Annotated in this window: 22 protein-coding genes; 6 read left to right on the plus strand and 16 right to left on the minus strand. The window is 72.2% G+C overall.

Annotated features, from left to right (window positions below; translation table 11 throughout):
- Positions 1 to 330: 330 nt before the first annotated feature.
- Complete coding sequence (locus tag E2B92_RS27210) at positions 331 to 1,191, plus strand: methyltransferase domain-containing protein (protein ID WP_185923557.1); 861 nt, start codon at positions 331 to 333, stop codon at positions 1,189 to 1,191.
- A 52-nt stretch (positions 1,192 to 1,243) separates the two neighbouring features.
- On the opposite strand, the gene ftsH is transcribed toward E2B92_RS27210, so the two are convergent.
- The 6 genes from ftsH to nsdA form a co-directional block, all read right to left on the minus strand.
- Positions 1,244 to 3,127: an ATP-dependent zinc metalloprotease FtsH gene (gene ftsH / locus E2B92_RS27215; RefSeq protein WP_126884716.1), complete on the minus strand. Its 1,884-nt coding sequence runs from the start codon at positions 3,125 to 3,127 to the stop codon at positions 1,244 to 1,246.
- Between the two features lie 131 nt (positions 3,128 to 3,258).
- Positions 3,259 to 4,809, minus strand: coding sequence for a signal recognition particle protein (gene ffh / locus E2B92_RS27220; protein WP_126884715.1), 1,551 nt, complete (start codon positions 4,807 to 4,809; stop codon positions 3,259 to 3,261).
- 106 nt (positions 4,810 to 4,915) lie between these two features.
- Positions 4,916 to 7,342: a [protein-PII] uridylyltransferase gene (locus tag E2B92_RS27225; protein WP_399431326.1), complete on the minus strand. Its 2,427-nt coding sequence runs from the start codon at positions 7,340 to 7,342 to the stop codon at positions 4,916 to 4,918.
- Positions 7,343 to 7,368: 26 nt separating this feature from the next.
- A complete protein-coding gene (locus tag E2B92_RS27230; RefSeq protein WP_084904268.1) occupies positions 7,369 to 7,707 on the minus strand; it encodes a P-II family nitrogen regulator in 339 nt (112 codons plus the stop codon).
- Positions 7,704 to 9,050 carry an ammonium transporter gene (locus E2B92_RS27235; RefSeq protein ID WP_126884713.1) on the minus strand — a complete coding sequence of 449 codons (1,347 nt, stop codon included), beginning with the start codon at positions 9,048 to 9,050 and terminating at the stop codon, positions 7,704 to 7,706. Before E2B92_RS27235 ends, E2B92_RS27230 begins: the two co-directional genes overlap by 4 nt.
- Positions 9,051 to 9,392: 342 nt before the next feature.
- On the minus strand, positions 9,393 to 10,865 hold the full coding sequence (nsdA, locus tag E2B92_RS27240; RefSeq protein ID WP_126884712.1) for a transcriptional repressor NsdA: 1,473 nt from the start codon (positions 10,863 to 10,865) through the stop codon (positions 9,393 to 9,395).
- A gap of 427 nt (positions 10,866 to 11,292) precedes the next feature.
- Between nsdA and E2B92_RS27245 the strand changes: the two genes are divergently transcribed.
- Complete coding sequence (locus tag E2B92_RS27245; RefSeq protein ID WP_126884711.1) at positions 11,293 to 11,961, plus strand: bifunctional DNA primase/polymerase; 669 nt, start codon at positions 11,293 to 11,295, stop codon at positions 11,959 to 11,961.
- An 85-nt stretch (positions 11,962 to 12,046) separates the two neighbouring features.
- On the opposite strand, the gene ftsY is transcribed toward E2B92_RS27245, so the two are convergent.
- Complete coding sequence (gene ftsY, locus E2B92_RS27250) at positions 12,047 to 13,273, minus strand: signal recognition particle-docking protein FtsY (RefSeq protein WP_126884710.1); 1,227 nt, start codon at positions 13,271 to 13,273, stop codon at positions 12,047 to 12,049.
- Positions 13,274 to 13,412: 139 nt separating this feature from the next.
- Here ftsY and E2B92_RS27255 point away from each other — a divergent pair, with 139 nt between their 5' ends.
- Both E2B92_RS27255 and E2B92_RS27260 read left to right on the plus strand, forming a co-directional pair.
- Complete coding sequence (locus tag E2B92_RS27255) at positions 13,413 to 14,897, plus strand: cytosine permease (protein WP_126884709.1); 1,485 nt, start codon at positions 13,413 to 13,415, stop codon at positions 14,895 to 14,897.
- Positions 14,898 to 14,957: 60 nt separating this feature from the next.
- A complete protein-coding gene (locus E2B92_RS27260) occupies positions 14,958 to 15,938 on the plus strand; it encodes an LLM class flavin-dependent oxidoreductase (protein WP_126884708.1) in 981 nt (326 codons plus the stop codon).
- Positions 15,939 to 15,978: 40 nt separating this feature from the next.
- Here the strand turns inward: E2B92_RS27260 and E2B92_RS27265 are convergent, their stop codons facing one another.
- The 4 genes from E2B92_RS27265 to E2B92_RS27280 all read right to left on the minus strand — a co-directional run bounded on the left by E2B92_RS27265 (position 15,979) and on the right by E2B92_RS27280 (position 22,308).
- Positions 15,979 to 17,397, minus strand: coding sequence for a sugar porter family MFS transporter (locus E2B92_RS27265; RefSeq protein WP_126884707.1), 1,419 nt, complete (start codon positions 17,395 to 17,397; stop codon positions 15,979 to 15,981).
- A gap of 223 nt (positions 17,398 to 17,620) precedes the next feature.
- Positions 17,621 to 21,175, minus strand: a complete 3,555-nt coding sequence (gene smc / locus E2B92_RS27270; RefSeq protein WP_126884706.1) for a chromosome segregation protein SMC — start codon at positions 21,173 to 21,175, stop codon at positions 17,621 to 17,623.
- Positions 21,176 to 21,402: 227 nt separating this feature from the next.
- Complete coding sequence (locus tag E2B92_RS27275) at positions 21,403 to 21,615, minus strand: hypothetical protein (protein ID WP_126884705.1); 213 nt, start codon at positions 21,613 to 21,615, stop codon at positions 21,403 to 21,405.
- Between the two features lie 411 nt (positions 21,616 to 22,026).
- Positions 22,027 to 22,308, minus strand: a complete 282-nt coding sequence (locus E2B92_RS27280; protein WP_126884704.1) for an acylphosphatase — start codon at positions 22,306 to 22,308, stop codon at positions 22,027 to 22,029.
- Between the two features lie 155 nt (positions 22,309 to 22,463).
- On the opposite strand from E2B92_RS27280, the gene E2B92_RS27285 reads away from it, so the two are divergent.
- The gene (locus tag E2B92_RS27285; protein WP_126884703.1) at positions 22,464 to 23,312 is read left to right on the plus strand and encodes a CAP domain-containing protein; all 849 of its coding nucleotides are present in this window, start codon (positions 22,464 to 22,466) and stop codon (positions 23,310 to 23,312) included.
- 109 nt (positions 23,313 to 23,421) lie between these two features.
- On the opposite strand, the gene E2B92_RS27290 is transcribed toward E2B92_RS27285, so the two are convergent.
- Complete coding sequence (locus E2B92_RS27290; protein ID WP_126884702.1) at positions 23,422 to 23,649, minus strand: hypothetical protein; 228 nt, start codon at positions 23,647 to 23,649, stop codon at positions 23,422 to 23,424.
- A 104-nt stretch (positions 23,650 to 23,753) separates the two neighbouring features.
- On the opposite strand from E2B92_RS27290, the gene E2B92_RS27295 reads away from it, so the two are divergent.
- The gene (locus E2B92_RS27295) at positions 23,754 to 24,146 is read left to right on the plus strand and encodes a winged helix-turn-helix transcriptional regulator (protein ID WP_126884701.1); all 393 of its coding nucleotides are present in this window, start codon (positions 23,754 to 23,756) and stop codon (positions 24,144 to 24,146) included.
- On the opposite strand, the gene mutM is transcribed toward E2B92_RS27295, so the two are convergent.
- From mutM to E2B92_RS27315, 4 genes are all read right to left on the minus strand, one after another.
- Positions 24,107 to 24,979 carry a bifunctional DNA-formamidopyrimidine glycosylase/DNA-(apurinic or apyrimidinic site) lyase gene (mutM, locus tag E2B92_RS27300; RefSeq protein WP_126884700.1) on the minus strand — a complete coding sequence of 291 codons (873 nt, stop codon included), beginning with the start codon at positions 24,977 to 24,979 and terminating at the stop codon, positions 24,107 to 24,109. The genes E2B92_RS27295 and mutM overlap by 40 nt on opposite strands.
- Before the next feature lie 75 nt (positions 24,980 to 25,054).
- On the minus strand, positions 25,055 to 25,927 hold the full coding sequence (gene rnc / locus E2B92_RS27305; protein WP_443070303.1) for a ribonuclease III: 873 nt from the start codon (positions 25,925 to 25,927) through the stop codon (positions 25,055 to 25,057).
- A gap of 20 nt (positions 25,928 to 25,947) precedes the next feature.
- On the minus strand, positions 25,948 to 26,121 hold the full coding sequence (rpmF, locus tag E2B92_RS27310; protein WP_030496967.1) for a 50S ribosomal protein L32: 174 nt from the start codon (positions 26,119 to 26,121) through the stop codon (positions 25,948 to 25,950).
- Positions 26,122 to 26,123: 2 nt separating this feature from the next.
- Entirely contained in the window at positions 26,124 to 26,729 is a 606-nt protein-coding gene (locus E2B92_RS27315) for a YceD family protein (RefSeq protein ID WP_185923555.1), read from the minus strand.
- Between the last annotated feature and the right edge of the window lie 91 nt (positions 26,730 to 26,820).

A 26,820-nucleotide genomic window follows, 5' to 3' on the forward strand; every position in this document is an offset into this window, starting at 1 on the left:
AAGGGGCCGCGCGGGCGGTGGACGGGACGGGGAAGCGGGCGCGGACGGGCGGCGCGGTGCGGGGAACGCCGCTGGCCGGAGGGGTCGCCGGGGGCGGGGCAGCCGTCCTGGCATGGCGGGATCGGCGGGGCGCCTCCACTATGGGAGGTGGCTCGTGCCGCACTCGGGGGCGCACGACCGGGGCACGCAAGCATTGCTCACCGACCCCTGGACTTGGGGCCGGATGCGGAGTTCCCTGGCTACGGGGAGTGCGAGCGCACGTACACACGGGGGCTGTCAATCAGGGCACAGACGCACAGATGGACCTCTCGGCGGATTGGGGCGCTTTCGATGACACCTATGCTCGTCCAGCACCACCCCCACCCGGCCTCGGCCCCTCCGGCTTCGGATGCGCCCGGCCGTGCCCGCGACTGGGCGGAGATCCAGGAACGGATGCTGGTTCCGCTCTATGAAGCGGTGTACGAGCATCTGGAGGTCGGTACCGGAACGCGGCTCCTGGGTCTCGGATGCGGCTCGGGCCTCGCCCTGCTGATGGCCGCCGCGCGCGGCGCGCAGGTGACGGGCGTCGACACGGACCACGCGCGCGTGGACCTGGCTCGCGAGCGGCTCCTGCCCGACGCGGGCGGGCGCGGAACGCACCACTGCGGCGAGACGCGGCTGCTGTACGGCGGGCCGGCCGATGCCGCCGACCCCACCCGTCCGGCGTACAACCTCATCACGGCCTTCCAGCCGATCGGCTGCACGGCGGGTGACTCCGACGGGCTGGCGCCCGCCCTCTCGGCGGCCGTACGGCTGGCGGAGCGGGGCAGCGCGGTGGTGCTGGCGGGCTGGGGTCCGCCGGAGCGGTGCGCCACGTCGGCGGTGCTGCGGGTGGCGGGCCGGCTGACAGAGCGGCTGCGCACCGGGGCGACCTGGCGCCCGGCACTCCGGGACGACCTGGAGGAGGTGGCCGCGCGGGCCGGGCTGCGGCCGGACGGCTCGGGCCGGGTGGCGTGCCCGTTCGGGTACGCGGACCTGGAGAGCGCCGTGCGCGGCCTGTTCTCGACGGGCCTGTTCGACGGTGCCGTGGCCGCCTCGGACCAGGCGACCGTGGAGAAAGAGGTGACCGAGGCCCTCCACCCGCACGTGCGCCCCGACGGCACCGTGTGGATGCCCAACGTGTTCCGCTACCTGGTCGCCAGGACGCCGTGACGGCCTCCGCCCGCGCCGGTGGCGGCGCGGGCGGCCGTACCGCCGGCGGGGGTCATTCCTTGGCGAGGCGGGGGATGCCCGCGGCCCGGTAGGCCGCCTCCTCCTCCAGCGTCTCGTTCTCCAGGAGCGCCGCGGCCAGCGCGTCCAGCTTGGGGCGGTGCTCCTCGAGCAGCGCGCAGGCGCTCTCGTAGCACTCGTCGACGATGCGCCGCATCTCGTCGGCCACGGTGTCCAGCGTCGCGGGCGCCGCCGACAGCCCGTACGCCTGCTGCGCGTCGCCCGGGAGGGCGCTGAGCCGGCCGACACGCTCGCTCATGCCCCAGCGGCCCGCCATGCCCCGCGCGATGTTGGTGACCTGCTCGAGGTCGCTCTCCGAGCCCGTCGTCACGGCCCCGAACACCACCTGTTCGGCCGCCATGCCGCCGAGGGCGCCGATGATCCGGCCGCGCAGGTACTCCTCGGTGTACGCGTACTTGTCGGCGTCCGGCGTCGACAGGGTCACCCCCAGGGCGCGCCCGCGCGGCACGATGGTCACCTTGCGGACCGGGTCGGCACCCGGCTGGAGCATGCCGAGCAGTGCGTGCCCGCTCTCGTGGTACGCGGTGCGGCGCCGCTCCTCCAGGGGCATGACGAGGGCCCGTTCGGCGCCGAGCTGGATCTTCTCCAGCGCGTCGGACACGTCGGAGCGGGTGACGTGGTGCTGTCCGCGCTTGACCGCGAGGAGGGCGGCCTCGTTGGCGAGGTTGGCCAGCTCGGCGCCGGTCATGCCGGGTGTCGTACGGGCGACCTGGGCCAGGTCGACGTCCGCGCCGAGCGGGATGTCCCGGGTGTGGATGCGCAGGATGGCCTCGCGGCCGCCCCGGTCGGGCGGGCTGACGTGGACGATCCGGTCGAAGCGGCCGGGGCGGGTGAGCGCCGGGTCCAGGACGTCGGCGCGGTTGGTGGCGGCGATGACGATGACGCCCTCGGAGCCGGAGAAGCCGTCCATCTCGGTGAGGATCTGGTTGAGGGTCTGTTCCCGCTCGTCGTGCCCGCCCACGGCCGCGCCGCCGCCCCGGGCGCGCCCGATGGTGTCGATCTCGTCGATGAAGATGATCGCGGGCGCGACCTTGCGGGCCTCGTTGAACAGCTCCCGTACGCGTGAGGCGCCGACGCCCACGATCATCTCGATGAACTCGGACGCGGAGGCGGAGAAGAACGGCACGCCCGCCTCCCCCGCCACGGCCCGCGCCAGGAGCGTCTTGCCGGTGCCGGGCGGGCCGGCCAGCAGCACGCCGCGCGGCATCTTGGCGCCCATCCTGCGGTACGCCTGCGGGTTCTTCAGGAAGTCGACGACGTCGTTGAGCTCGCCCTCCACCTCGTCGATCCCCGCCACGTCGGCGAAGGTGGTGCGCTGCCCCACCTCCAGCTCGACCGGCTTGGGCGGGGTCTTGCGGCCGAGCATGCCTCCCGCCCCGAAGCCGGTGCCCCGCATCCGCCGGGCGACGAAGAGCCACAGCACGACGAGCAGGAGCAGCGGCGCCAGGGAGAGCAGCAGGTTGGCGAGGAGGCTGGGCCGTTCGACGACCGGTTCGGCCGTCACGGTGACCTTCTCTCTGGTGAGCTGGGCCCAGAGGTCGTCGTCGGCGAAGGCCGGGCGCTGGGTGGTGAAGCGCTGCTCGTTCTTCAGCTCGCCCTCGATGGCGTCGCCCTTGGAGTAGATCTTGGCGACGTTCCCGTCCGAGACCTGCCGGCTGAATTCGGTGTACGAGATCTTCCGCTCGTCACCGTTGCCGAAGAGGGACAGGGCCAGGTTGGTGAGGGCGAAGACGACCACGGCGGCGAGGACGAGCCAGACCCACCCCGGCACGCGCTTGCGCGGCGGGGGTGGCGGCGGTGCTCCCTCGGAGCGCCAGGGCTGGTCGGTGCGGTCGCGCGGGGGTACGGAATTGGCCACGCAGCCATGATGCGAGAGGCGGGCGAATGCGGCATCACGTACATAGCACCCACCCTTTGACGTTTAGGTGAGCTCCCGGGATGCGCGAAGGGGCGCCCACCCGTGGTGGACGCCCCTTCCCAAGCCCTCGTTCAGCCCATGAACTTCTTGAACTCGTCCGGGAGCTCGAAGTCCTGCCCGGGCTGCCCGGCCGGCAGTCCGAACGCTCCGCCCTGCTGCGCCTGTTCGCGGCGCTGCGCGGCGGCGGCCTCCTCGGCCTTGCGCTTCATCGGGTTGCCGCTCTTGCGCTTGCCCTTGGCCTGCTTCTGCTGCTTCTTCTGCCGGCCCGGCCCGCCGCCCATGCCGGGGATGCCCGGCATACCGGGCATGCCGCCGCCCTGGGCCATGCGCGACATCATCTTGCGGGCCTCGAAGAACCGCTCGACCAGCGACTTCACCGCGCTGACGTCGACACCGGAACCGCGGGCGATACGCGCCCGGCGGGAGCCGTTGATGATCGTCGGGTCGTGGCGCTCGCCGGGGGTCATCGACTTGATGATCGCGGCCGTGCGGTCCACGTCGCGCTCGTCGATGTTGTTGATCTGCTCCTTCATCTGGGCCATGCCCGGGAGCATGCCGAGCAGCTTGGAGATGGAGCCCATCTTCCGGACCTGCTCCATCTGGGCCAGGAAGTCGTCGAGCGTGAAGTCCTTGCCCTTGCTGCTCGCCAGCTTGGAGGCCATCTTGGCGGCCTCTTCCTGGCTGAAGGTCTGCTCGGCCTTCTCGATCAGCGAGAGCACGTCGCCCATGCCGAGGATGCGGGACGCCATGCGGTCCGGGTGGAACGCGTCGAAGTCGTCCAGCTTCTCGCCGTTGGAGGCGAACATGATCTGACGGCCGGTGACGTGTGCGATCGACAGGGCGGCACCACCACGGGCGTCGCCGTCGAGCTTGGACAGCACGACGCCGTCGAAGCCGACGCCGTCACGGAACGCCTCGGCCGTGTTGACCGCGTCCTGACCGATCATCGCGTCGACGACGAAGAGGACCTCGTCGGGGCTGACGGCGTCGCGGATGTCCGCGGCCTGCTGCATCAGCTCCTGGTCGATGCCGAGCCGGCCGGCGGTGTCGACGATGACGATGTCGTACTGCTTGGTGCGCGCGTACTCGATGGAGTCCTTGGCGACCTGGACGGGGTCCCCGACGCCGTTGCCCGGCTCCGGCGCGTAGACGCCGACCCCGGCGCGCTCGGCGACGACCGAGAGCTGGTTGACGGCGTTGGGGCGCTGGAGGTCACAGGCGACCAGCAGCGGGGAGTGGCCCTGGCCCTTCAGCCAGAGGCCGAGCTTTCCGGCGAGGGTGGTCTTACCGGCACCCTGGAGACCCGCGAGCATGATCACGGTCGGCGCGGTCTTGGCGAAGCGCAGACGGCGGGTCTCGCCACCGAGGATGCCGATGAGCTCCTCGTTGACGATCTTGATGACCTGCTGGGCGGGGTTCAGCGCCTGCGAGACCTCGGCGCCGAGCGCCCGCTCCTTGACCTGCTTGATGAAGGCGCGCACGACGGGCAGGGCGACGTCGGCTTCCAGCAGCGCGATCCGGATCTCGCGGGCGGTGGCGTCGATGTCCGCCTCGGACAGGCGCCCCTTGCCCCGGAGGTTCTTGAATGTCGCTGCAAGGCGGTCGGAGAGGGTATCGAACACGGCGGTCGCGGATCCTCAGGTGTAGGGGGAAGGCGGACGGTCGCCCCCCAGGGTATCCGCCCGGCGGGGCCGCGCATCAGCCCCGCCCGGCAAGCGGCCTCCCCCGCTACCGGCCGCGCAGGCCCGCCTCCAGGGTGCGGGCCACCTCCGAGGCCTCCTCCGGGGCGAGCGGGGCACCGTCCTCGCCCGTGACGTAGAACGCGTCCACCGCGTTCGCGCCCAGCGTCGAGACGTGGGCGCTGCGCACCCTGACCCGGGCGCCCTCCAGGGCCAGACCGATGCGGTGCAGCAGCCCGGGGGCGTCGTGGGCGCGGACCTCGATGACCGTGGCGAGCGCCGAGCCCGCCTCCGCGACCGTGACCCGGGGCGGCGGCGCCGTGACGCCCCGCCGCCGCGGGTAGGCCGCCTCCCGCTCGGCCAGGCGCGCCCGGATGTCCAGGGAGCCCTCCAGGGTGCGGACCAGGTCGGCGCGCAGCCGGGGGCCTTGCGGGAGGGAGCCGTACTCGGCGGCGACGCGCCAGTTCAGGACGAGCACGGCGGCGGGGCCGAGCTCGGTGGGCAGGTCGATGGCGCGCAGGTCGGCGGAGCGGACGGTCAGGCGGTGCAGGGCGAGCACCCCGGCGACGGCGGGCAGGACGCCCGGCTGGTCGGGGAGGGCGATCAGGAGCTCGACGCCGACCGGTTCCGGTTCGGGGTGGTCGGCCGACGGGTGCTCCTGCGTGTGCAGGGTGAGGACGGGTTCGCCGGTGCGCAGCGCCTCCACGGCGTGGCGTTCCTCCTCGGCGCCGGGGGCGGCCGGCTCGGGGGCCGGCGGGGTGTCGCCGGCGAGCACGCCCGCGACCCGTTTGACCAGGTCGGCGACGAGAGAGGCGCGCCACGAGGACCAGGCGGCCGGGCCGGTGGCGAGGGCGTCGGCCTCGGTGACGGCGTGCAGGAGCTCCAGGGTGGACGGCGACCGGACGGCCGCGGCGACGGAGTGGATGGTGGCCGGGTCGTCCAGGTCGCGCCGGGTGGCGGTCTCGACGAGCAGCAGGTGGTGGCGTACGAGGGTGGCGATGACGTCGGCGTCGTGGGTGTCGAAGCCGATGCGGGCGGCGACGTCACGGGCGATGGTCTCGCCCGTGACCGAGTGGTCGCCGGGCCAGCCCTTGCCGATGTCGTGCAGGAGCGCGGCGACCAGGAGCAGGTCGGGGCGGCCGACGCGGCGGGTGAGGGCGGAGGCGCGGACGGCCGTCTCGACGAGGTGGCGGTCGACGGTCCAGGTGTGGACGGGGTTGCGCTGGGGGCGGCAGCGGACGCGTTCCCAGTCGGGCAGGAGGCGGGTGATCAGCCCCTCTGCCTCCAGGGCCTCCCAGACCGGGACGGTGGGCTCGCCCGCGCCGAGGAGGGTGACGAGCTGGTCGCGGGCGTCGGCCGGCCAGGGTGCGGGAAGCGGCTTGGTGGTGGCGGCGAGGCGGCGTACGGCGTGCAGGGACAGGGGCAGGCCGTTCTGGGCGGCCGCGGCGGCGGCGCGCAGCGGCAGCACGGGGTCGCGCTCGGGGCGGGCGGTGCGGGCGAGCACCACCTCGCCGTCCATCTCGACCACGCCCTCGGCCAGCGGGGTGCGCTCGGGCTGGGCCTTGCCGCCGCCCCCGAGCAGGGCGCGCAGCCGGGGGCGTACGGAGCGGGCGCGCAGGACCCGGTTGACCTCGCGCCAGGTGACGTCGGAGGCGTACGAGATGGTGCGGGCCGCCTCGTACACCTGGCGGAGCAGGGCGTCCGCGTCGAGCAGGCCGAGCGCGGTGGCGACCTGGGCCTGCTCCTGGAGGGCGAGCCGGTCGGTGGCCCGCCCGGTGACCAGGTGGAGCGCGTCCCGGGTGTCCAGGAGGGTGCGGCGCGCCTCGGCGAGCCCCTCGCGCGGGGCGTCGGCGAGCCAGGAGGCGGCGACCGCGCGCAGGGCGGTGGCGTCGCGCAGGCCGCCGCGGGCCTCCTTGAGGTCGGGTTCCAGGAGGAACTGGAGCTCGCCGGAGCGTTCGGCGCGGTCCCGGCACAGCTCGTGGAGTTCGGGCAGGCGCTTGGGCGCCTGGTTGCGCCAGTCGGCGAGGACGGCGGTGCGCAGCGCGGTGACCAGGCCGAGGTCGCCGGCGATGTGGCGGGCGTCGAGCAGGCCGAGCTGGACCTTGAGGTCCTCGCCGGCGGTCCTGCGGGCCTCGGCGGGGGTGCGCACCGAGTGGTCGAGGGCGAGGCCCTGGTCCCAGACGGGGTACCAGATGCGGTCGGCGAGCGCCGCGACGGCGGCGGCGTCGGCGGTGCCGTCGTGGAGGAGCAGCAGGTCGAGGTCGCTGCGGGGGGACAGCTCGCCGCGCCCGTAGCCGCCGACGGCGACGAGGGCGGTGCCGCGGGGCGGTGCGGCGGCCGTGGTCAGGGCGGCCAGCCAGCCGTCGGTGAGCCGCGCCAGGGCGGCACGGCGCGGCGGCCCGGACCGCTCCTCCTGTCGCAGGAGGTGCAGCCGGGCCGCCGCGAAGCCGCTGGGTCCCGAGTCTTCGCCGGTCATGTCGGTGCTCGTCACCCGGGGGCTCCTTACAGTGCGTCGGGTCCGCGTTCGCCGGTGCGGACGCGTACGGCGGTGTCGACGGGGACGCTCCACACCTTCCCGTCGCCGATCTTGCCGGTACGGGCGGCCTTCACCACCACGTCGATGAGCTGTTCGGCGTCGTCGTCCTCGACCAGCACCTCGATGCGGATCTTGGGTACCAGGTCGACCGTGTACTCGGCGCCCCGGTAGACCTCGGTGTGGCCGCGCTGCCGTCCGTAGCCGCTGGCCTCGGTGACGGTCAGACCCTGGACTCCGAAGGCCTGGAGGGCCTCCTTGATCTCGTCCAGCCGGTGCGGCTTCACGACCGCGGTGATGAGCTTCATGCGTCCACCTTCTTGTTCTGCGCTGCGGGCAGGGCGTCGGTGAGGGTCTTGCGGGAACCGGCTCCCCCGCCGGCCCCGCTGAAGTCGTACGCCGTCTCGGCGTGCTCGACCTGGTCGATCCCCCGGACCTCGTCGTCCTCGCTGACCCGCATCCCCATCACCTTGTCGATGACGAAGGCGAGCAGCGCCGAGACGACCAGAGAGTAGGCGAGGACCGAGAAGACACCGATGGCCTGCTTGCCGAGCTGCTCCAGGCCGCCGCCGTAGAACAGGCCCTTGGCGTCGGACTGGACGCCGCCGGTGGCGAAGAACCCGACCAGCAGGGAGCCGGCCACACCGCCGACGAGGTGGACGCCGATGACGTCGAGGGAGTCGTCGTAGCCGAACTTGTACTTCAGGCCCACGGCCATGGCGCACAGCAGACCGGCGATGGCGCCGATGGCGATGGCGCCGAGCGGCGAGCAGGAGCCGCCGGCCGGGGTGATGGCGACGAGACCGGCGACCGCGCCGGACGCGGCGCCGAGGGTGGTGAAGGCGCCGTGGCGGATCTTCTCGTACGCGAGCCAGGCGAGCATCGCGGCGGCGGTGGCGACCTGGGTGTTGACGAACATCACCGCGCCGACGCCGTCGTCGTTGCCGAGCCACGAGCCGGCGTTGAAGCCGAACCAGCCGAACCACAGCAGACCAGCCCCGAGCATGACCAGCGGGAGGCTGTGCGGCCGCATCGGGTCCTTCTTGAAGCCGACGCGCTTGCCGATGACCAGGATCACGCCCAGGGCGGCGGCACCGGCGTTGATGTGGACGGCGGTGCCGCCCGCGAAGTCGATGACACCCATCTCGAAGAGCCAGCCGCCGGCGCCCCACACCCAGTGGGCGACGGGGAAGTAGACGACGGTGACCCACAGGGCGATGAACAGAGCCCAGGCGGTGAACTTGACCCGGTCCGCCAGCGCGCCGCTGATCAGGGCGGGGGTGATGATCGCGAACATGAGCTGGAACACGGCGAAGACGTACACCGGGATGGTGTAGCCGTCCCACAGCTCGGTGATCCCGATGCCGCTGAGCCCGACGTAGTCGGACGACCATCCGACGATGGAGCCGGAGTCGGTGCCGAAGGCGATGCTGAAGCCGTAGAGCACCCACAGGATCGTGACGATCCCCAGGCTGATGAAGCTCATCATCAGCATGTTGAGGGTGGACTTCACGCGGACCATGCCTCCGTAGAAGAAGGCGAGGGCCGGCGTCATCAGCATCACCAGGGCGGAACAGATGAGCATGAACCCGGTGTTGGCGGCGGACAGCGCGGGTGCGTCTGCCGCAAGGGTCGTGATGCCTGGGGGCATCGGCGTCTCCTCGTCGTCGGTCGGCCTGTGCGGGGCGGAGCCGGTGCTGCGCCGGCTATGAGGGGTGGCCGGTTATGAGCCCGAGATTTACGCAGCGCGGTTTCCGTCGATGCCGCCCGATGTTTCGCCGCAGTGACGAACAGGCCCCGTGTGTTACGTCACCATGAACCGCCGGGTCACGGGGAGGTCACGGGAGTACCCTCTGCGCACGTCAAAGGGACCGGCCGCGACTGTCACCCTGTTGACCTGGCAATGGGGGAGCCGAGTCGGGCTGTACGGGGTGACGGTCGCGGCCGGAGTCTGTGCCGTGGGGCCGTGGTGCGGGGGTCCGCCCCGGTGCCCTCAGACCGCCTCGGCGGTCTCGGGGAGCTGGGCGGTGAGCTTGTCGGTGAGCCTGACGACCTCGGGTACGTCGCCGAAGTCCCGGGCCGCCGTGTCGACGGTCTTGCGCAGCCGGGTGTTGACCCGCTCGGAGCGGACCCGCCGGGCGACGCCGAGGGCCTGCTCGGCCAGCTTGGTGGCCTGCTCGGGCTCGCGCTTGAGCAGGTGCACGGTGGCCATGCCGACCAGGTTGAGGGCGTAGGAGCGCTGGTGGTCCTCGTCCTTGGAGAAGAGGTCCACGGCCTTCTCCATCACCGGCTCGGCCAGCGAGGCGTACGTGGGGCTGCGGCCGGCCACGTAGGCGAGATCGCGGTAGGAGTGGGCGTTCTCCCCGTTGAGCTCTGCCTCCGAGAAGAAGCGGATCCAGTCGGGCTCGGGCTCGCCGTCCAGGCCGACGTCGGCGAAGGTGTCCTCGGCCATGCGCACGGCGCGCTTGCACTTGCTGGGCTGGCCCATGTTGGCGTACGCCCGGGCCTCCATCGCATACAGCATGGCCTGGGTGCGGGCGGTGGCGCAGTCGCGGCTGCCGTACTGGGCGAGGTGGATGAGCTCCAGGGCGTCGTCGGGGCGCCCGAGGTGGATCATCTGGCGGCTCATGGAGGACAGGATGTACGAGCCCAGCGGCTTGTCACCGGCCTCCTTGGCGGCGTGCAGGGCGAGCACGAAGTACTTCTGGGCGGTGGGCTGGAGGCCCACGTCGTAGCTCATCCAGCCGGCCAGCTCGGCCAGCTCGGCGGCGCACTGGAACAGCCGCTTCGCGTTCGGCGCGGGCTGCGGTTCCTGCAACAGGTCGGTGACCTCGTGGAGTTGGCCGACGACCGCCTTGCGGCGCAGTCCGCCGCCGCACTGGGCGTCCCACTGGCGGAACATGACGGTGGTGGACTCCAGCAGGTCCAGCTCGGCGCGGGAGAGCCGGGTGGAGCGGCGCTGGGCGGCCGGTTCGGCGCGGGCCGGTTCGGCGGCGGGGGTGGGGACGAGCCAGCGCTGCATGGGCTCGATGAGGGCGGGGCCGGCGGCCAGGGCGAGCGAGGTGCCGAGGAAGCCGCGCCGGGCCAGCATCAGGTCGCTGCGGGAGAAGTCGCTGAGCAGGGCGACCGTCTGAGGGCCCGCCCAGGGAAGGTCGACACCGGACACGGAGGGTGACTGGTGCGCCGTGCGCAGACCGAGGTCCTCGACGGCCACGACGCTGCCGAACCGCTCGGAGAACAGCTCGGAGAGGATGCGCGGGATGGGCTCGCGCGGCTGCTCGCCGTCGAGCCAGCGCCGTACGCGCGAGGTGTCGGTGCTGATGTGGTGTGCGCCCATCTGGCGCGCCCGGCGGTTCACTTGACGCGCGAGCTCGCCCTTCGACCAGCCGCTGCGCACGAACCACGAGCTCAGTTGCTCGTTCGGGCGCTTCCCGGCATTCGTACCGTCTGCGCCACTGCCGCCCACTGGAAGGCCCCCATCCGCCGAATCGCTGTTGCGCGAACCCATATCAGAATGCCGTCGGTTGCCGCCGCCCGTCCGGAGGTCGCACCCTTCGAACAGTGAACCGGCTTGCCTCCGGCATACCCATCCGGACGGTCGCTACCCTGGCTTTCGTGCACCGAAAGTAATCCTACGATCACCGGTCGGCGAGGCCGTTTCCATAAACGCCACCATTCGCCACCCCTTCGAATGAACTCCACCACCGCCAGGCGCGATTCACTTGACACTACGACGATCGGGAGTCGGCGGACCGTGGTGCGGAGAGGCGCGCGCTACGGATCGCACCACCCTGCACGCCACCGTGCGCCGCCCGCTGGAGGGCGATGGCGACGGAGCGTCATGGTTACGCTCCGGGTCGTAACCACCGGCGAGTTCCACCGTTGGAGGGGACATGGGCTTCACGATCGGCGGCACCCGCATCCTGTCCGGCTCGCGGCGGCGCGGCGCCCGCGCCGCGGAGTGCACCGTGGTGGCCGAGTACACCGGCCTGTGGGGCTGGGACGTGGTCCCGGGCGCCCGGGCGGTGTCGGGCCGGTGCTCCTGCGGCGACCCGGACTGCGCGGCCCCCGGGGCGCACCCGCTCGGCTTCGCGCCCGTGGTGCCCGCGGGCTCGACGCTGGACGCGGTCACCGAGGCGTGGTCCGGCTTCCCGGGTGCGGCGCTGATGCTGCCGGTCGGGCGCGCCTTCGACGTGCTGGAGGTCGCGGAGACGGCCGGGCGTCGGGCGCTGGTCCGGCTGGAGCGGATGGGCCTGCCGCTGGGGCCGGTGTGCGTCACCCCCACGGGCCGGGCGCAGTTCCTGGTGGCGCCCGGCGCGGCGGCGGAACTGCCGCGGCTGCTGTACCGGATGGGCTGGGACGACGCGGAGCTGGACCTGCGGTGCCTCGGCCCGGGCGCCCACATCACCGCTCCCCCGTCGGACCACGCCGGGCTGGGCCCGTCGCGCTGGCTGCGCCCCCCGGCCCTCGACGCGGGCGCCCCGCCCCAGGCCCGCCTCCTGCTGGGCACCCTGGCGTACATCTGCCACCGGTCGGGGCAGAGGAACGCGGCCGGGGCGTGACCTCCGGGACGTGAACGCGGCCGGGGCGGCACCCCGTGCGAGGGGTGCCGCCCCGGCCGCGTGCGCCGGTGCCCGGGGCCCGGAGTCAGTCGCCGATCAGGGCGTCGACGAAGGCCTCCGGCTCGAAGGGGGCCAGGTCGTCCGGGCCCTCGCCCAGCCCGACCAGCTTCACCGGGACGCCCAGCTCCCGCTGGACCGCCACGACGATGCCGCCCTTGGCCGTGCCGTCCAGCTTGGTGAGCACGATGCCGGTGATGTCGACGACCTCGGCGAAGACCCGCGCCTGGACCAGGCCGTTCTGCCCGGTCGTGGCGTCCAGGACGAGGAGGACCTCGTCCAGCGGGCCGTGCTTCTCCACGACACGCTTGACCTTGCCGAGCTCGTCCATCAGGCCCGTCTTGGTGTGCAGGCGGCCCGCGGTGTCGATGAGGACCACGTCGGCGCCCTCGGCGATACCTTCCTTCACCGCGTCGTAGGCGACCGACGCCGGGTCGCCCGCCTCCGGGCCGCGTACGGTGCGGGCACCGACGCGCTCGCCCCAGGTCTGGAGCTGGTCGGCGGCCGCGGCACGGAAGGTGTCCGCGGCGCCGAGCACGACGGACTTGCCGTCGGCGACCAGTACGCGCGCCAGCTTGCCGGTGGTCGTGGTCTTGCCGGTGCCGTTGACGCCGACGACCATGACGATGCCGGGGGTGTCCAGGTCGCTCTCGGTGTGGACCGTGCGGTCCAGGTCGGTGCCGATCAGGGTGAGCAGCTCCTCGCGCAGCAGGCCGCGCAGCTCCTCCGGGGTCCGCGTGCCGAGCACCCTCACGCGCTCACGCAGCCGCTCCACCAGCTCCTGGGTCGGCGCCACGCCGACGTCGGCCGTGAGGAGGGTGTCCTCGACCTCCTCCCAGGTGTCCTCGTCGAGGTGCTCGCGCGACAGCAGGGTCAGCAGCCCCTTGCCGAGGCTGTTCTGCGACCGGGCGAGCCGGGCGCGCAGCCGGACCAGCCGGCCGGCGGTCGGCTCGGGAACCTCGATCTCGGGCGCGGGCGGGGCCGCGACGAGCGGGTCCTCGACGGCGGCGGGGGCCTCCAGGGCCTCTTCGGCCGTCGGGAGGTCCACCTCCTCGATGGTGCGGCGCGGTTCCTCCCGCGGTGTCTCCGCCTCCTCGCCGACGTGCGGCTCGGCGGGCGGAGCGGTGATGGTCGGCGTGCTCGACGGCGCCTGGGGCGGCGGCAGCTTCTTCTTTCTGCGGCTGCTGACCACGAGGCCGCTGATCGCGCCGACCGCGACCAGAGCGATGACTACAGCAAGGATGACGATTTCCATAACCCGTCCAGTATCGGCCACGACCGCCCCGTCGAGCGGTCTCGGAGCGTGCACCCGGGACCAAGGCCCCTGTTTGGACCTCTTTGGGGAGGAACGTACGATGCGGGAAGTCCCCCCTCCTCCCGCACGGAGCTGATCCATGCCCCACGCCTCCGCGTCCGAAGACACGTCCGAAGGCACGCCCGAAGGCACGTCCGAAGGCGCGATGGAGACCCGCGGTCTCGAGCCCGTCCCCGATGCCGAGCGCACCGGTCACATCCGGGAGCTGTTCCCCACCTGGGTCGCGGCGAACATCAGTGTGCTGCTGCTCACCATGGGTGCCGGACTGGTCGTCTTCAACGGCCTGAACTTCTGGCAGGTGCTGACGGTCGCGGTCGCGGCGCCGGTCCTCTCCTACGGGATCGTCGGTCTGATCTCCATCGCGGGCAAGCGCGGCGGTTCGCCCGGCATGGCGCTGTCCCGTGCGGTGTTCGGTCAGCGCGGGAACCTCTTCCCCGGGACCCTGATCTGGGTGGCCCGCTGGGGCTGGGAGACGATCAACGCGGTCACGGGCGCGTACGCGGTCCTCACCGTCCTCGACCTGCTCTTCGGCATCAAGAGCAACACCCCGCTGATCATCGTCACGCTGCTGCTGTTCGTGGCGGCGACCTTCCTCGTCTCCGGCCTCGGCATCAACGCGCTGCGCGTGTGCTCGACCTGGTCGACGTACCTCTTCGGCGCCTTCTCCGTGCTGGTGCTGGTCCATCTGGTCGCCAACACCGACTGGAGTGCCGTCTTCGCCAGGCCGGCCGGTTCGACGGCGATGATGGTCGCGGGCATCGGCACGATCGCGGCGGGCGGCATTAGCTGGGTGCCCTCCGGCCCGGACTTCACCCGCTATCTGCCGCGTACGGCGTCGTCGAAGGCGGTGGTGGCCTCCACGGTGGGCGGAGCGGGGATCGTCGTGCTGCCGATGGTGCTGATGGGCGCGGTGATGGCGGTGTCGACGCCGAGCCTGGCGTCCGCGCAGGACCCCGTGTCGTTCATCGGCGAGCTGCTGCCGGCCTGGATCTCCGTGCCGTACCTGGTGATCGCGCTGATCGGCATGCTGCTGATCAACTCGATGTCGATGTACTCGGCCGGGTTCACCGCGCAGACGCTGGGCATCAACGTGCCGCGCGCCTGGGCGGTGAGCGTGAACGCGGTGATCAGCCTGGTCTTCGGCTTCCTGCTGATGGTGGTGGCGACCAGCTTCATCGGCTCGTTCATCTCGTTCCTGACGCTGCTGGCGGTGGCGTTCTCGGCGTGGATCGGTGTCTTCGGCGCCGACATGCTGCGCCGTAGGTCGTACGACGGCGAGGCGCTGATGGACACCACCCGGACGAGCGCCTACTGGTACCGGGGCGGTTTCGCGTGGCAGGCGATGACCGCGTGGGGCGTGGCGCTGGTCGTGGGGCTGCTGTTCACCAAGGTCGACTGGTTCGCCGGGCCGCTCGCGGGGTCGTGGATCGGTGCGAACGGCCTGGGCTGGCTGGTGACGATCGTGGTGGCGGCGGCGCTGTACGCCGTGCTGCCGCGTACGGCGCGGAGGGCGAGGGCGGACGATCCCGACCCCGAGCCCGTGTCCGCCACCCTGTGCATCTGACGTCACGTCAGCTAACGTCCCCCTTCGCCGGGCACACCGTCCGGCGGAGGGGGACTTCTCATGGCCTTCACAGTGGTCCGGTTCAACCTCGTCGCGCCCGGGGCGACGCCCGAGGCCCTCTCGGACCGTTACCGCGCCGCGCTGGAGATGGCGGCGTACGCGGACCGCATCGGCGTGGACACCGTCCAGACGGAGGAGCACCACGGTGCCGTGAACAACTGGCTGCCCTCCCCCTTCGTCTTCGCCGGGGCGGTCTTCGGCGCGACGCGCCGGATCTCGGTCACCGTCTCCGCGGTGATCGGCCCGCTGCACGATCCGCTGCGGCTGGCCGAGGAGGTCGCCGTACTGGACCTGCTGTCGAAGGGGCGGCTGGTGACGGTCGCGGGGATCGGCTACCGGCCGGAGGAGTACGCGGCGCACGGCGTCGACTGGGAGCGGCGCGGGGAGCTCCAGGACCTGCTGCTGGAGACGGTGCTGCGGGCGTGGACCGGCGAGGAGTTCACCCACCGGGGCCGTACGGTACGGGTCACCCCGCGCCCGTACACGCGGCCGCACCCGATGCTGCTGGTCGGCGGTTCGTCCCGGCCGGCCGCCCGGCGGGCCGCCCGGCTGGGGCTGCCGTTCTTCCCGAGCGCGCACCTGCCGGAGCTGGAGGCGTACTACCACGAGCGGCGTGCCGCGTACGGGACGGAGGGCTTCTGCGTGATGCCCGCCGCGACGACGCCGCTGCTGCACCTGTCGGTGGACCCGGACCGCACCTGGGCGGAGCACGGGGAGCACTTCCTGCACGAGGCCCGGACGTACGCGTCCTGGCAGTCGGGTGCGGTCCGCTCGGCGGTGCGGTCGCGGGCGACGACGGTTCAGGAGCTGCGGGCGGAGGGGGTGTACCGGGTGGTGACGCCCGAGGAGTGCCTGGGGCTGGGCGGTGCCGGCCTCGTCCTGCATCCGCTGTGCGGCGGGATGCCCGTCGACGAGGGATGGCGCTCCCTGCACCTGCTCGGTGAACACGTACTGCCCCGGCTCGAGGCCGTCGGGGCCTGAACCGGGGCAGTTCCGTACAGAGGAGAGGGGCAGCGGGGTTTTAGCCCATCTCCTCCAACGCCTTGCCCTTGGTCTCCTTCACGTACTTGAGCACGAAGGGGATGGAGAGCACGGCGAAGACCGTGTAGATGATGTACGTGCCGGAGAGGTTCCAGTCCGCCAGGGACGGGAAGCTCGCGGTGATGGCCCAGTTGGCGATCCACTGCGCGGAGGCGGCGACGCCGAGGGCCGCGGCGCGGATGCGGTTGGGGAACATCTCGCCGAGGAAGACCCAGACCACCACGCCCCAGGAGAGGGCGAAGAAGAGCACGAAGAGGTGGGCGGCGATCAGGGCGACGACACCCTGGGTCTCCGGCAGCTTGCCGCCGACGAGGTCGGCGGAGAAGGCCCAGGCCTCGAAGGCCAGCGCGATCGCCATACCGGCGGAGCCGACGAGGGCGAGCGGCTTGCGGCCGACCCGGTCCACCAGGACCATCGCGATCACGGTGCCGATGATGTTGATGATCGACGTGGTGAACGAGTAGAAGAACGAGCTGGACGGGTCGATGCCGACCGACTGCCACAGCGTCGAGGAGTAGTAGAACGCGACGTTGATGCCGACGAGCTGCTGGAAGACCGACAGGCCGATGCCGACCCAGACGATCGGCAGGAAGCCGAAGCGGCTGCCGAGCAGGTCCCGGAAGGTCGACTTGTGCTCGCGGCGCATGGCGGTCTCGATCTCGGCGACGCGCGCGTCCAGGTCGACGCCCTTGCCCTCGACCTCGGCGAGGACCTCCTTGGCCTTGTCCTTGCGGCCGACGGAGATCAGGAAGCGCGGCGACTCGGGGATGGCGAAGGAGAGGAGCCCGTACAGCACGGCGGGGACGACCATGACGCCGAGCATCCACTGCCAGGCCTCCAGGCCTGCGATCTCACCGCGCTGGTCGCCGTCGGCCATGTTGAGGATGGCCCAGTTGACGAGCTGGGAGACGGCGATGCCCACCACGATGGCGGCCTGCTGGAAGGAGCCGAGCCGGCCGCGGTAGGCGGCGGGGGCGACCTCGGCGATGTACGCGGGGCCGATCACCGAGGCCATGCCGATGGCGAAGCCGCCGACCACGCGCCACATGGCGAGGTCCCACAGGGCGAAGGGCAGGGCGGAGCCGACGGCGCTCACGGTGAACAGGACGGCGGCGATCTGCATGCAGCGGATGCGGCCGATGCGGTCGGCGATCCGGCCGGCGGTCGCGGCGCCGATCGCACAGCCGATCAGGGCGATGGCGATGACCTGGGCGAGGGTGCCGGAGCCGATCTCGTACCGGTGGCGGATGGCCTCGACGGCGCCGTTGATGACGGAGCTGTCGTAGCCGAAGAGGAATCCGCCCATCGCGGCGGCTGCCGTGATGAAGATGACATGGCCGAGGTGGTCGGGGTGGGCCTCTCGGGCCCCCGACGCCGGCGGCTGCGCTGTGCTGGTCACGTGAACTCCTGGTACCCGGCGCCGTCGCCGGGCATGGGGGGCGAGCCCTTCCAGTGGCGCACAACTTCACGCCGCCCACCACTTGAAGGTAAAAGCAACGTTGCAGAGACTATGCCTTCAAGTTTCTAAGTCAAGAGTCTTCAGTCTGTGAATCTGACCGGACGGCGTGTCGGCTTGCGTTCAGGACTTGAATCTACTGGGCAGGGTAGGAGAACCAGTCGGCTCAGCGGAGCCGCTGGCTGATGACCTTCGAGACACCGTCCCCCTGCATGGACACGCCGTACAGCGCGTCCGCGACCTCCATGGTCCGCTTCTGGTGCGTGATCACGATGAGCTGGGAACTCTCCTGGAGCTCCTGCATGATCCGGATCAGCCGCTGGAGGTTGGTGTCGTCGAGCGCCGCCTCCACCTCGTCCATCACGTAGAACGGGCTGGGCCGCGCCTTGAAGATCGACACGAGCATCGCGACGGCCGTCAGCGACCGCTCGCCGCCGGACAGCAGCGACAGCCGCTTGACCTTCTTGCCGGGCGGGCGGGCCTCGACGTCCACGCCCGTGGTGAGCATGTTGTCGGGGTCGGTCAGGACGAGCCGTCCCTCGCCGCCCGGGAAGAGCCGCGCGAAGACACCCTCGAACTCCCGGGCCGTGTCGCGGTACGCCTCCGTGAAGACCTGCTCGACGCGCTCGTCCACCTCCTTCACCACCTGGAGAAGATCGGCACGGGTCTTCTTCAGGTCCTCGAGCTGCTCGGAGAGGAACTGGTGGCGCTCCTCCAGCGCCGCGAACTCCTCCAGCGCCAGCGGATTCACCTTGCCGAGCTGCTGGTACGCCCGTTCGGCCGACTTCAGGCGTTTCTCCTGTTCGGCGCGGACGAAACGTCTCGGCTGATTGCGCGGGTGGTCCGGGTCGTCCGGCAGCTCCTCCCCCTCGGCGGGCGGCGACGGCGGAACCACCTGGTCGGGGCCGTACTCGGCGACCAGCCCGGCGGGCTCCACGCCCAGCTCCTCCAGCGCCTTGGTCTCGAGCTGCTCGATCCGCAACCGCTTCTCGGCGCCCAGCACCTCGCCCCGGTGCACCGAGTCCGTCAGCTTGTCCAGCTCGGCCTTGAGCTCCCGGCCGCGGGCGCGGGCCTGCGCCAGGTCCTGCTCGCGCGCCGCCTTGGCGGCCTCGGCGGCGGTCCGCTCCCGCTCGGCGCGTACGAGCGACACCTCGACGTGCGCGAGGAGCTGACGGGCGCCGGACGCCACGGCCGCGGCGACCTCCGCCTCGTGGCGCAGCCGGGCGCGGCGCTGCTCGGCACGCGCGCGTGCCTCCCGTTCGGCGCGGGCCGCCCGGTCCAGTCCGTCGGCGCGGCCGGCCAGGCCCTTGACCCGCTCCTCGTGCGTACGCACCTGGAGGCGGGCCTCCATCTCGGTCTGGCGGGCGTTCGCGCCGTCGGCGGCGAGCCGGTCGCGCACGGAGGTGTCGGGCTCCTCCTCGGCGGGCGTCTCCTCCGCGACCGCCAGCCGCTCGGCCAGCTCCTCGGCCTCCTCGGTCGCCCGCTCCAGCGCCTCCTGCGCCCGGGCCGCCGCGGCCGCGGTCCGCTCGGCCTCGCCCGCCGCGCCGCGCGCCTGGCCGGCCAGCCGCCCGAGGGCCTGCGCGACCTGGGACTTCTCCCGGTCGGCCGCCCGGCGCCGCTCGGCCAGCTCCTCGACCCGCGCGGCCGCGGCACGGCGCCGCTCGGTCGCCTCCGCCTGCGCGGCGGCCAGCTCCTCGCACCGTACGGCCAGCTCGGCCAGTTCGGCGGCGGCCTCGTCGACGGACGCCCGCACCTCCAGCAGGCTGGGCGCCCCGGCCGACCCGCCGTGCGCGAGGTGCGCCCCGAGGAGGTCCCCCTCGGCGGTCACGGCCACCAGCCCGGGACGGGCGTACACCAGGTCCTCGGCGTCCTCCAGGGTGGCGACGACCACGACGTCCCGCAGCAGCAGCCGTACGGCGGGCATCAGCTCCTCCGGCCCGCGCACCAGGTCCACGGCGTACGTCCGGCCCTGCTCCCGTCCCCGGTCCGGGGAGCCGCCCGGCGCCCCGCCCACCAGCAGCGCGGCACGCCCCGCGTCCTGCTTGCGCAGCAGGCGGATCGCCTCGGCCGCCGTCGCCGGGTCCCGCACCGCCACGGCGTCGGCGGCCGCGCCCAGGGCCGCGGCGACCGGCACCTCGTACCCGGGCGTGACGGAAAGCAGCCCGGCGGCCGGGCCCAGCAGGCCGGCGAGGCGGTCGGTGGCGGCCAGCAGCGCGCCCGTCCCGTCCTTGCGGCGCAGGCCCAGCGCCAGGGCGTCGTGCCGGGCCTGGGTGGCGGCCCGCCCGCGTTCCGCCGCGGTGGCGTCCTCCCGGGCGGCGGCGAGGGCGGCCTCCGCGCCGGCCAGCTCCCGCTTGGCCGCCTCGTGCCGCTCGGCGAGCTCGGCGTCGCCTTCGTCCAGCCCGTCGACCTCCGCCTTGAGCGCCTCGTACTCCTCCTGGGCGGCGACCGCCCGCTCCTGGGCCTCGTCGCGTGCCGCGGCCAGGCGGTCGATCTCGGCCTGGGCGGAGGCGGCGCGCGACCGGGCGGCGCCCGCCTGTCCGCTCAGCCGGGCCAGGCCCTCGCGCCGGTCGGCGATCGCCCGTGCCACGTCCTTCAGGCGCCGTTCCTCCGCGACGAGCTCCCGCTCCAGTTCGGCGCGGTGGGCGACGGTGTCCTCCAGGGCGCGCTCGGCCGCCTCCAGCGCGGCCTCCAGCTCCGCCTCCTGCTCGCGGATACGGGCGGCCTCCCGCTCCATGTCCTCCGGGTCGCGGCCCCGCCGCTCCTCCACCGGCGGTGCGGTGGCGCTCTTCACGCGCGCGTCGGCCAGCGAAACGGTGCCGCGCACCCGCTCGGCGAGCTGCGACAGCTCGTACCAGGTCTGCTGGGCGCGCTGGAGCTTCGGCGCGAGGCGGCGCACCTCGTCCTCCAGCTCCGCCTCCCGGCCGAGCGCGGCCTTCAGCTCCGCCTCGGCCCGCTCCTTGCGCTCCTTCAGCGCGGCCTCGTCGGCGATCTCCGCCCGGAGCGCCCGCTGGAGGCGTACGAGGTCGTCGGCGAGCAGCCGCAGCCGGGCGTCGCGCAGGTCCGCCTGGATGACGGCGGCCCGCCGGGCCACGGCGGCCTGCCGCCCGAGCGGCTTGAGCTGGCGGCGCAGTTCGTCGGTGAGGTCCTGGACGCGGGCGAGGTTGGCCTGCATCGCGTCCAGCTTCCGCAGCGCCTTCTCCTTGCGCTTGCGGTGCTTCAGGACGCCGGCGGCCTCCTCGATGAAGGCCCGGCGCCCCATGGGGTCGGCGTGCAGGACGGAGTCGAGCTGGCCCTGCCCGACGATGACGTGCATTTCCCGGCCGATACCGGAGTCACTGAGGAGATCCTGGATGTCGAGCAGCCGGCAGGTGTCGCCATTGATCTGGTATTCGCTGCTGCCGCCCCGGAACATGATCCGCGTAATGGTGACTTCGGCGTAGTCGATGGGGAGCGCGCCGTCGGAGTTGTCGATGGTGAGGGAGACCTCGGCGCGGCCGAGCGGCGGCCGGCCGGTCGTCCCGGCGAAGATGACGTCCTCCATCTTGCCGCCGCGCAGCGACTTGGCTCCCTGTTCACCCATGACCCAGGAGAGCGCGTCCACCACATTGGACTTGCCCGAGCCGTTGGGCCCCACGACGCACGTGATCCCCGGTTCGAACCGGAGGGTGGTGGCGGAGGCGAACGACTTGAAGCCGCGCAGGGTCAGGGCCTTGAGGTGCACGCCCCCGGACTCTACCTGCCACTTCCCGTTTGACCCATGAACGTGCAGGGCACATCAGAGGTCAAGGATCAATGGCGGTCGGTCGATCAGAGGTGACGCGGCGGGGCGCGGCCGGGAGGAAAAGAAGAAGGGACGCCGAAGCGTCCCTTGCAATATCTCGCGAGAGTGTTTCTCACCCTGCCCGGTGCCGACACGTGCTGGCAGCGGGCTTGCCGACGGGGCGGGGATCAGGTGAGCGCAGGCTCCGCCTTGGGTACGTCGATGTCGATGCCGTCGAGCAGCGACTCGCTGTGTGCGGCGGCAGCGTTGAGCGCGTCGTTCTCGGACTGAATCCGTACGAGCTCGGACTCGAGGTCCTGGACGCGCTGCTGAAGCCGTCGCATCTCGGCGAGAAGTCGCGGGTCGGAACCGCCGACATAACCGAGAAGCGCCTTTGCCATGACTTTTGGTCCTCCACACTGAGTGACCGACCGAAGCGGTGTGGGTCGTGAGGGTTGGCACCCGCGGTGTCCGGCAGTGTGTGGTGCCGCTGCGGTTCTCACTGCCAAACAGCTAAGGTGCGCGGGGCTTCCAGAGTCTCACCAAAAAGTTTGACGGTCAACACGATCACGCCCCGCATCAAGGGGCAACCGGGGGCTGCGGCCGCGGACGGTGCGGCGGCGCCTCTCTCTGCGGTGCCCAGGGGCGTGGGGACGATCCTTCGTTCCTCTGTGGATCATCCTTTACCCGCGCAGCCTGGCACGGCAAGCCGTTCTTGGCAACCACCAGGTCATCTCTGCCGTACGCACATGCCGTCGGCGGCCGCGCCGGTGCCGGCCCGCAGACCCGGGGCCGGCACCGGAGCAAGATCGTCAGCGAATCGCGAAGCCGTCGTAGCCGCCGCGCGGGGTGTCCCAGATCTCCGTGACTCCGTCGACGTGCCCGGGTGTGTCGCCGGAGCGAAGCCACTCCAGCAAACGGTGGCAATTCTCACTCGGACCCTCGGCGACCACCTGCACCCTGCCGTCCTCGAGGTTCAGGGCGAACCCGGTGAGCGCTCCGATCTCCAGGGCGTTTGCCCTGGTGAACCAGCGGAAGCCCACTCCCTGTACTCGGCCGCGTACCCAGGCGGTGAGCCGTGCGTCTTCGTTCATGGCTGCACGCTAACCGGCCAATTGCACTCAGAGCACTTCTCCCCCACGCGTCATGGCGTACAGTCCCGACGACATGAGCCTCACCCGTTTGGGCGAGCGAGTGACCGAGTGACCCAGATGTCCTGACCAGACGTCGAAGCAGGAAGGCACAGCAGATGGGACGCCACCGGAAGAAGCGGGCCGTCGTACCCGTACGCACCGGCCTGCTCGGCGCCTCCGCCGCCATGGCGGTCGGCGCCGTCGCCGTCGCCTCCGGCCTGCTGCCCGGCGGGGACACCTTCACCATCGGCGGCAGCGGCTCGAACGAGCGGGTGCACGCGGGCGACTCGCCCGACCTGAACACCCAGGGCGGCTCCAGCGCCACGCCGGAGCGCCCCTCCACCGCCGCGAGCCGGAGCGCCGAGCGCACCCTCGCGCCGTCCAAGGCCCCCTCGCCGACCCCGTCCAAGCCGGCCTCCTCCGCGCCGCCGAAGAAGACCGAGGCCCCGGCGCCCAAGAAGACGGCCACCCCGCGCGCCACGCCCGCACCGGAGCGGACCCCCGAGCGCCCCAAGGCCCCCTCGGTCCCGGTCCCGGTCACGCCCTCCGTCCCGTCCTCGGCCGCTGCCGCCGCCGACACCGGCCGGGAGGCGGCCGCCGAGGCCGCGGTGCTCAGCCTGGTCAACGCCGAGCGCGCCAAGGTCGGCTGCAGCCCGGTCCAGGCCTCCCGCGGCCTCGCGGCACTGGCCGGCGCGTACAGCGAGGACATGGCCGCACGCGGCTTCTTCTCGCACACCGACCCCGACGGCGCCTCCCCCTGGGACCGCGCCGCCAAGGCGGGCGTCCAGGGCCTGGCCGCCGAGAACATCGCCCGCGGCCAGGCGGACGCCCAGGCCGTGATGGAGTCCTGGATGAACAGCGACGGCCACCGCGCCAACATCCTCAACTGCGACTACACCCGTCTCGGCGTAGGCGTCCACTTCGCCGACGGCGGCCCCTGGTGGACCCAGAACTTCGGCTTCTAGCACCGGCCGGAGCGCCCATGCGTGGCGCTTGCGATCACGAACCGAGCGCCCGCCGCCGACGATGACCTGAACCGCCCCGCGGCGGCCGGCCCGCACCCGGGCGGCGGGGTCACGCGAACGGCGACATGCCCTTGCTTTCGAGGTGCGCGAGCAACGCGTCGAGGCATGCGTCCGCCGTGCCCAGATCGGCGCGGAAGAAGGAGTCCTCACCGAGCGGTCCACCGCTGACGATGACCATCCATGCCTTCCTGTGCTCTCTCATGCGGTCACCGTCGACCTTGAACACGGTCGTGACCCCGCGTTCGGCCAGCCACTCCATCAGCTCGAGCATGTCCATGTGCACCCCTCCCGGGAAAGATTGTCGCCCGGGCGGGAGCCCCATGCGCTGACGGCTGTTGGCGGGGCTGAACCGCCCCGCGGCCGCGCAGTAGGCTGGCCGGCATGGATGAGCGGGTGCCGTTCGATGTGTTTTCGCGGCTGTGCCCGTCGCGCGGGACGCTGGAGCATGTGACGGGCAGGTGGGGCAGCCTGACCCTGGGGGCGCTGTACGAGGGCGGCGGGGCGCGCTTCAACGAGTTGCGGCGGCGCGTGGACGGGGTGAGCGACAAGATGCTCGCCCAGACGCTGCACGCCCTGGAGCGGGACGGGCTGGTGCACCGCGAGGCGCGGCCGACGAACCCGCCGCGGGTCGACTACGGGCTGACGCCGCTCGGGCGGGAGGTCGCCGAGCGGCTCCTCGGGCTGATTGATCTGGTCGAGGGGCGGATGCCGGAGGTCCTGGCGGCCCGGGAGCGTTACGACGGCGTGAGCGGCGAGACGCGCGGCGGGCGCTGACAGCGCGGGCAGTAGTAGCTGGAGCGGTTCATCCAGGGGCGGCGGCGTATCGGGGTGCCGCACCGGCGGCAGGGCTCGCCCTCGCGGCCGTAGGCGTCCAGGGAGCGGTCGAAGTACCCGGACTCGCCGTTGACGTTGACGTACAGGCTGTCGAAGCTGGTGCCGCCGACCGCGAGGGCGGCCGTCATCACGTCCCGTACGTGGCCGAGCAGCTCGGCGGACCGGGGACGGGTGAGCGTCGCGGTGGGGCGGTCGTAGTGGAGGCGGGAGCGCCACAGCGCCTCGTCCGCGTAGATGTTGCCGACGCCGCTGATCAGCGACTGGTCCAGCAGCGCGCGCTTGATCGTCGTACGGCGCAGGCGCAGCGCGATGTGAAAGGCGTCGTCGTCGAATCCGGGGTCGAGCGGGTCGCGGGCGATGTGGGCGATCGGCAGGGGCAGCCCGTCGGGGGTGTTCTCGTGGAGCGAGAGCCCGCCGAAGGTGCGCTGGTCGACGAAGCGCAGTTCGGTGCCGAGGTCGTCGTCGAACCGGATGCGGACGCGCAGGTGCTTCTCGTCCGGCGCGGCCTCCGGCTGCACCAGGAGCTGGCCGCTCATGCCCAGGTGTCCGAGCACGGACGCGTCGGTGTCCGCCAGCGGCAGCCACAGGTACTTGCCGCGGCGCCGCGCGACGCCGACCTGGTGGCCCTTGAGCCGGGCGGCGAAGTCCTCGCCGCCCGCGAGATGCCGCCGTACGGCACGCGGGTGCAGGACCTGGACGTCGGCGACGGTCCGGCCGCTGACCCAGCGCTCCAGGCCGCGCCGTACGACTTCGACCTCGGGCAGCTCGGGCACGGGGTTCCTCAAGAGGGTGTCGGTGGATGGGAAAACCCCGCCGCACCGGGGTGCGACGGGGTGGAAGCGAACAGCTCAGGCCGTGGCCTGGGAGGCTTCGGTGGCCGAAGAGGGGTCGGCGGCCTCTTCAGCTCCGGGGCCGGCGCCGTTGCCGGCTGCCGTGCCGGTGTCCGAGCCGGACTCGGCAGCGGCCTTCGCCGCCGCCTCCCGCTCGTCCGCGGCGGCCCGGATGGCCCGCCAGGCGGACTCCGCCGCCTGCTGCTCCGCTTCCTTCTTGCTGCGGCCGGTGCCGGTGCCGTACGAGACACCACCGACGCGGGCAGCAGCAGTGAAGGTCTTCTCGTGGTCCGGTCCGGTCTCGGTGACCAGGTACTCCGGAACGCCAAGGCCCTCGGCCGCGGTCAGCTCCTGGAGACTGGTCTTCCAGTCCAGGCCGGCGCCGAGGTTCGAGGACTTCTCGATCAGCGGGTCGAAGAGCCGGTGCACCAGCTCGGACGCCGCTTCGAGGCCCTGGTCGAGGTAGACAGCGCCGATCACCGCTTCCAGGGTGTCGGCGAGGATGGACGCCTTGTCCCGGCCCCCGGTGCCCTCTTCGCCCCGGCCGAGCCGGATGAAGGAGCCCAGGTCGAGGCCGCGGCCGACCTCCGCCAGCGCACGCGAATTGACCACCGCGGCCCGCAGCTTGGCAAGCTGGCCCTCGGGCAGGTCGGGGTGGGTGCGGTACAGCGTGTCCGTGACCACCAGGCCGAGCACCGAGTCCCCGAGGAACTCCAGCCGCTCGTTGGTGGGAAGGCCGCCGTTCTCGTACGCGTACGAACGGTGGGTCAGCGCACGCACCAGAAGGGCGGACTCGAGGTGGTACCCGAGCCGCCCTTCCAGAAGCGTGTGGGACGAGGCCGTGTTCTCCGCCTGCTTCTTGGCGTCATCCGCCGTTTTGTGGCTAGACACGGTGCCTCTCACCAGCCCGCTCAGACCGAGAGGACCTGGCGCTTGTTGTACGTGCCGCAGCTCGGGCACGCGATGTGCTGCTGCTTCGGCTCCTGGCAACGCTCGCACGAAACCAGGGTGGGGACCGCAGCCTTCCACTGCGACCGGCGGTGGCGCGTGTTGCTGCGCGACATCTTCCGCTTCGGAACAGCCACGGCTACTTCTCCTGCTTCTCGTCGACGCCCGCTTCGGCGCCGCTCATGTTGTCCTTCTCACCGGTTCCGAGTGAATCGGCGAGTCCCTGCAGTGCCGCCCAACGGATGTCGACGGCGTCGTGGTGGTGGTCCGGGTCGTCGTTCAGGCTGATCCCGCAGTCGGGACACAGTCCTGCACAGTCCTCCCGGCACACCGGCTGCATCGGCAGTGACAGCACCACCGCGTCACGCAGCACGGGCTCGAGGTCGAACATGCCGTCCTCGAGGGGGGTCATGTCCTCGTCGTCCTCGGCATCGTCGTCCGCGGCCGCCTTGCGGTGGCCCCGGTCGTCGGTGTCGGGGTACGAGAACATCTCCTGGAAGTCCGCCGCGACATCCTGGCGCAGCGGCTCCAGACACCTTACGCACTCCCCCTCGGCCGACGCACGGGCGGTGCCTGTGACAAGCACCCCTTCCATGACCGACTCGAGGCGGAGGTCCAGCTCGACGGGCGAGCCCTGGGGTACGCCGATGACTCCGTCGATGCCGAGGTCCGCGGGGGCCTCCACCGTGCGGGAGATCCGCTGGAGGGCACCGGGACGCCGGCCCAGCTCGTGCGTGTCGAACACGAGGGGGTTGCGGTGGTCGAGGCGCGTACTCAGGGCTCTTCCTGCTTTCGGAATCGTTCGGGGCGGCCCGGCGTCACCTTCTGGGCCGACG

The sequence above is a fragment of the Streptomyces sp. WAC05374 genome, from assembly GCF_004353505.1.
In the GTDB taxonomy this organism is placed as follows: Bacteria; Actinomycetota; Actinomycetes; order Streptomycetales; family Streptomycetaceae; genus Streptomyces.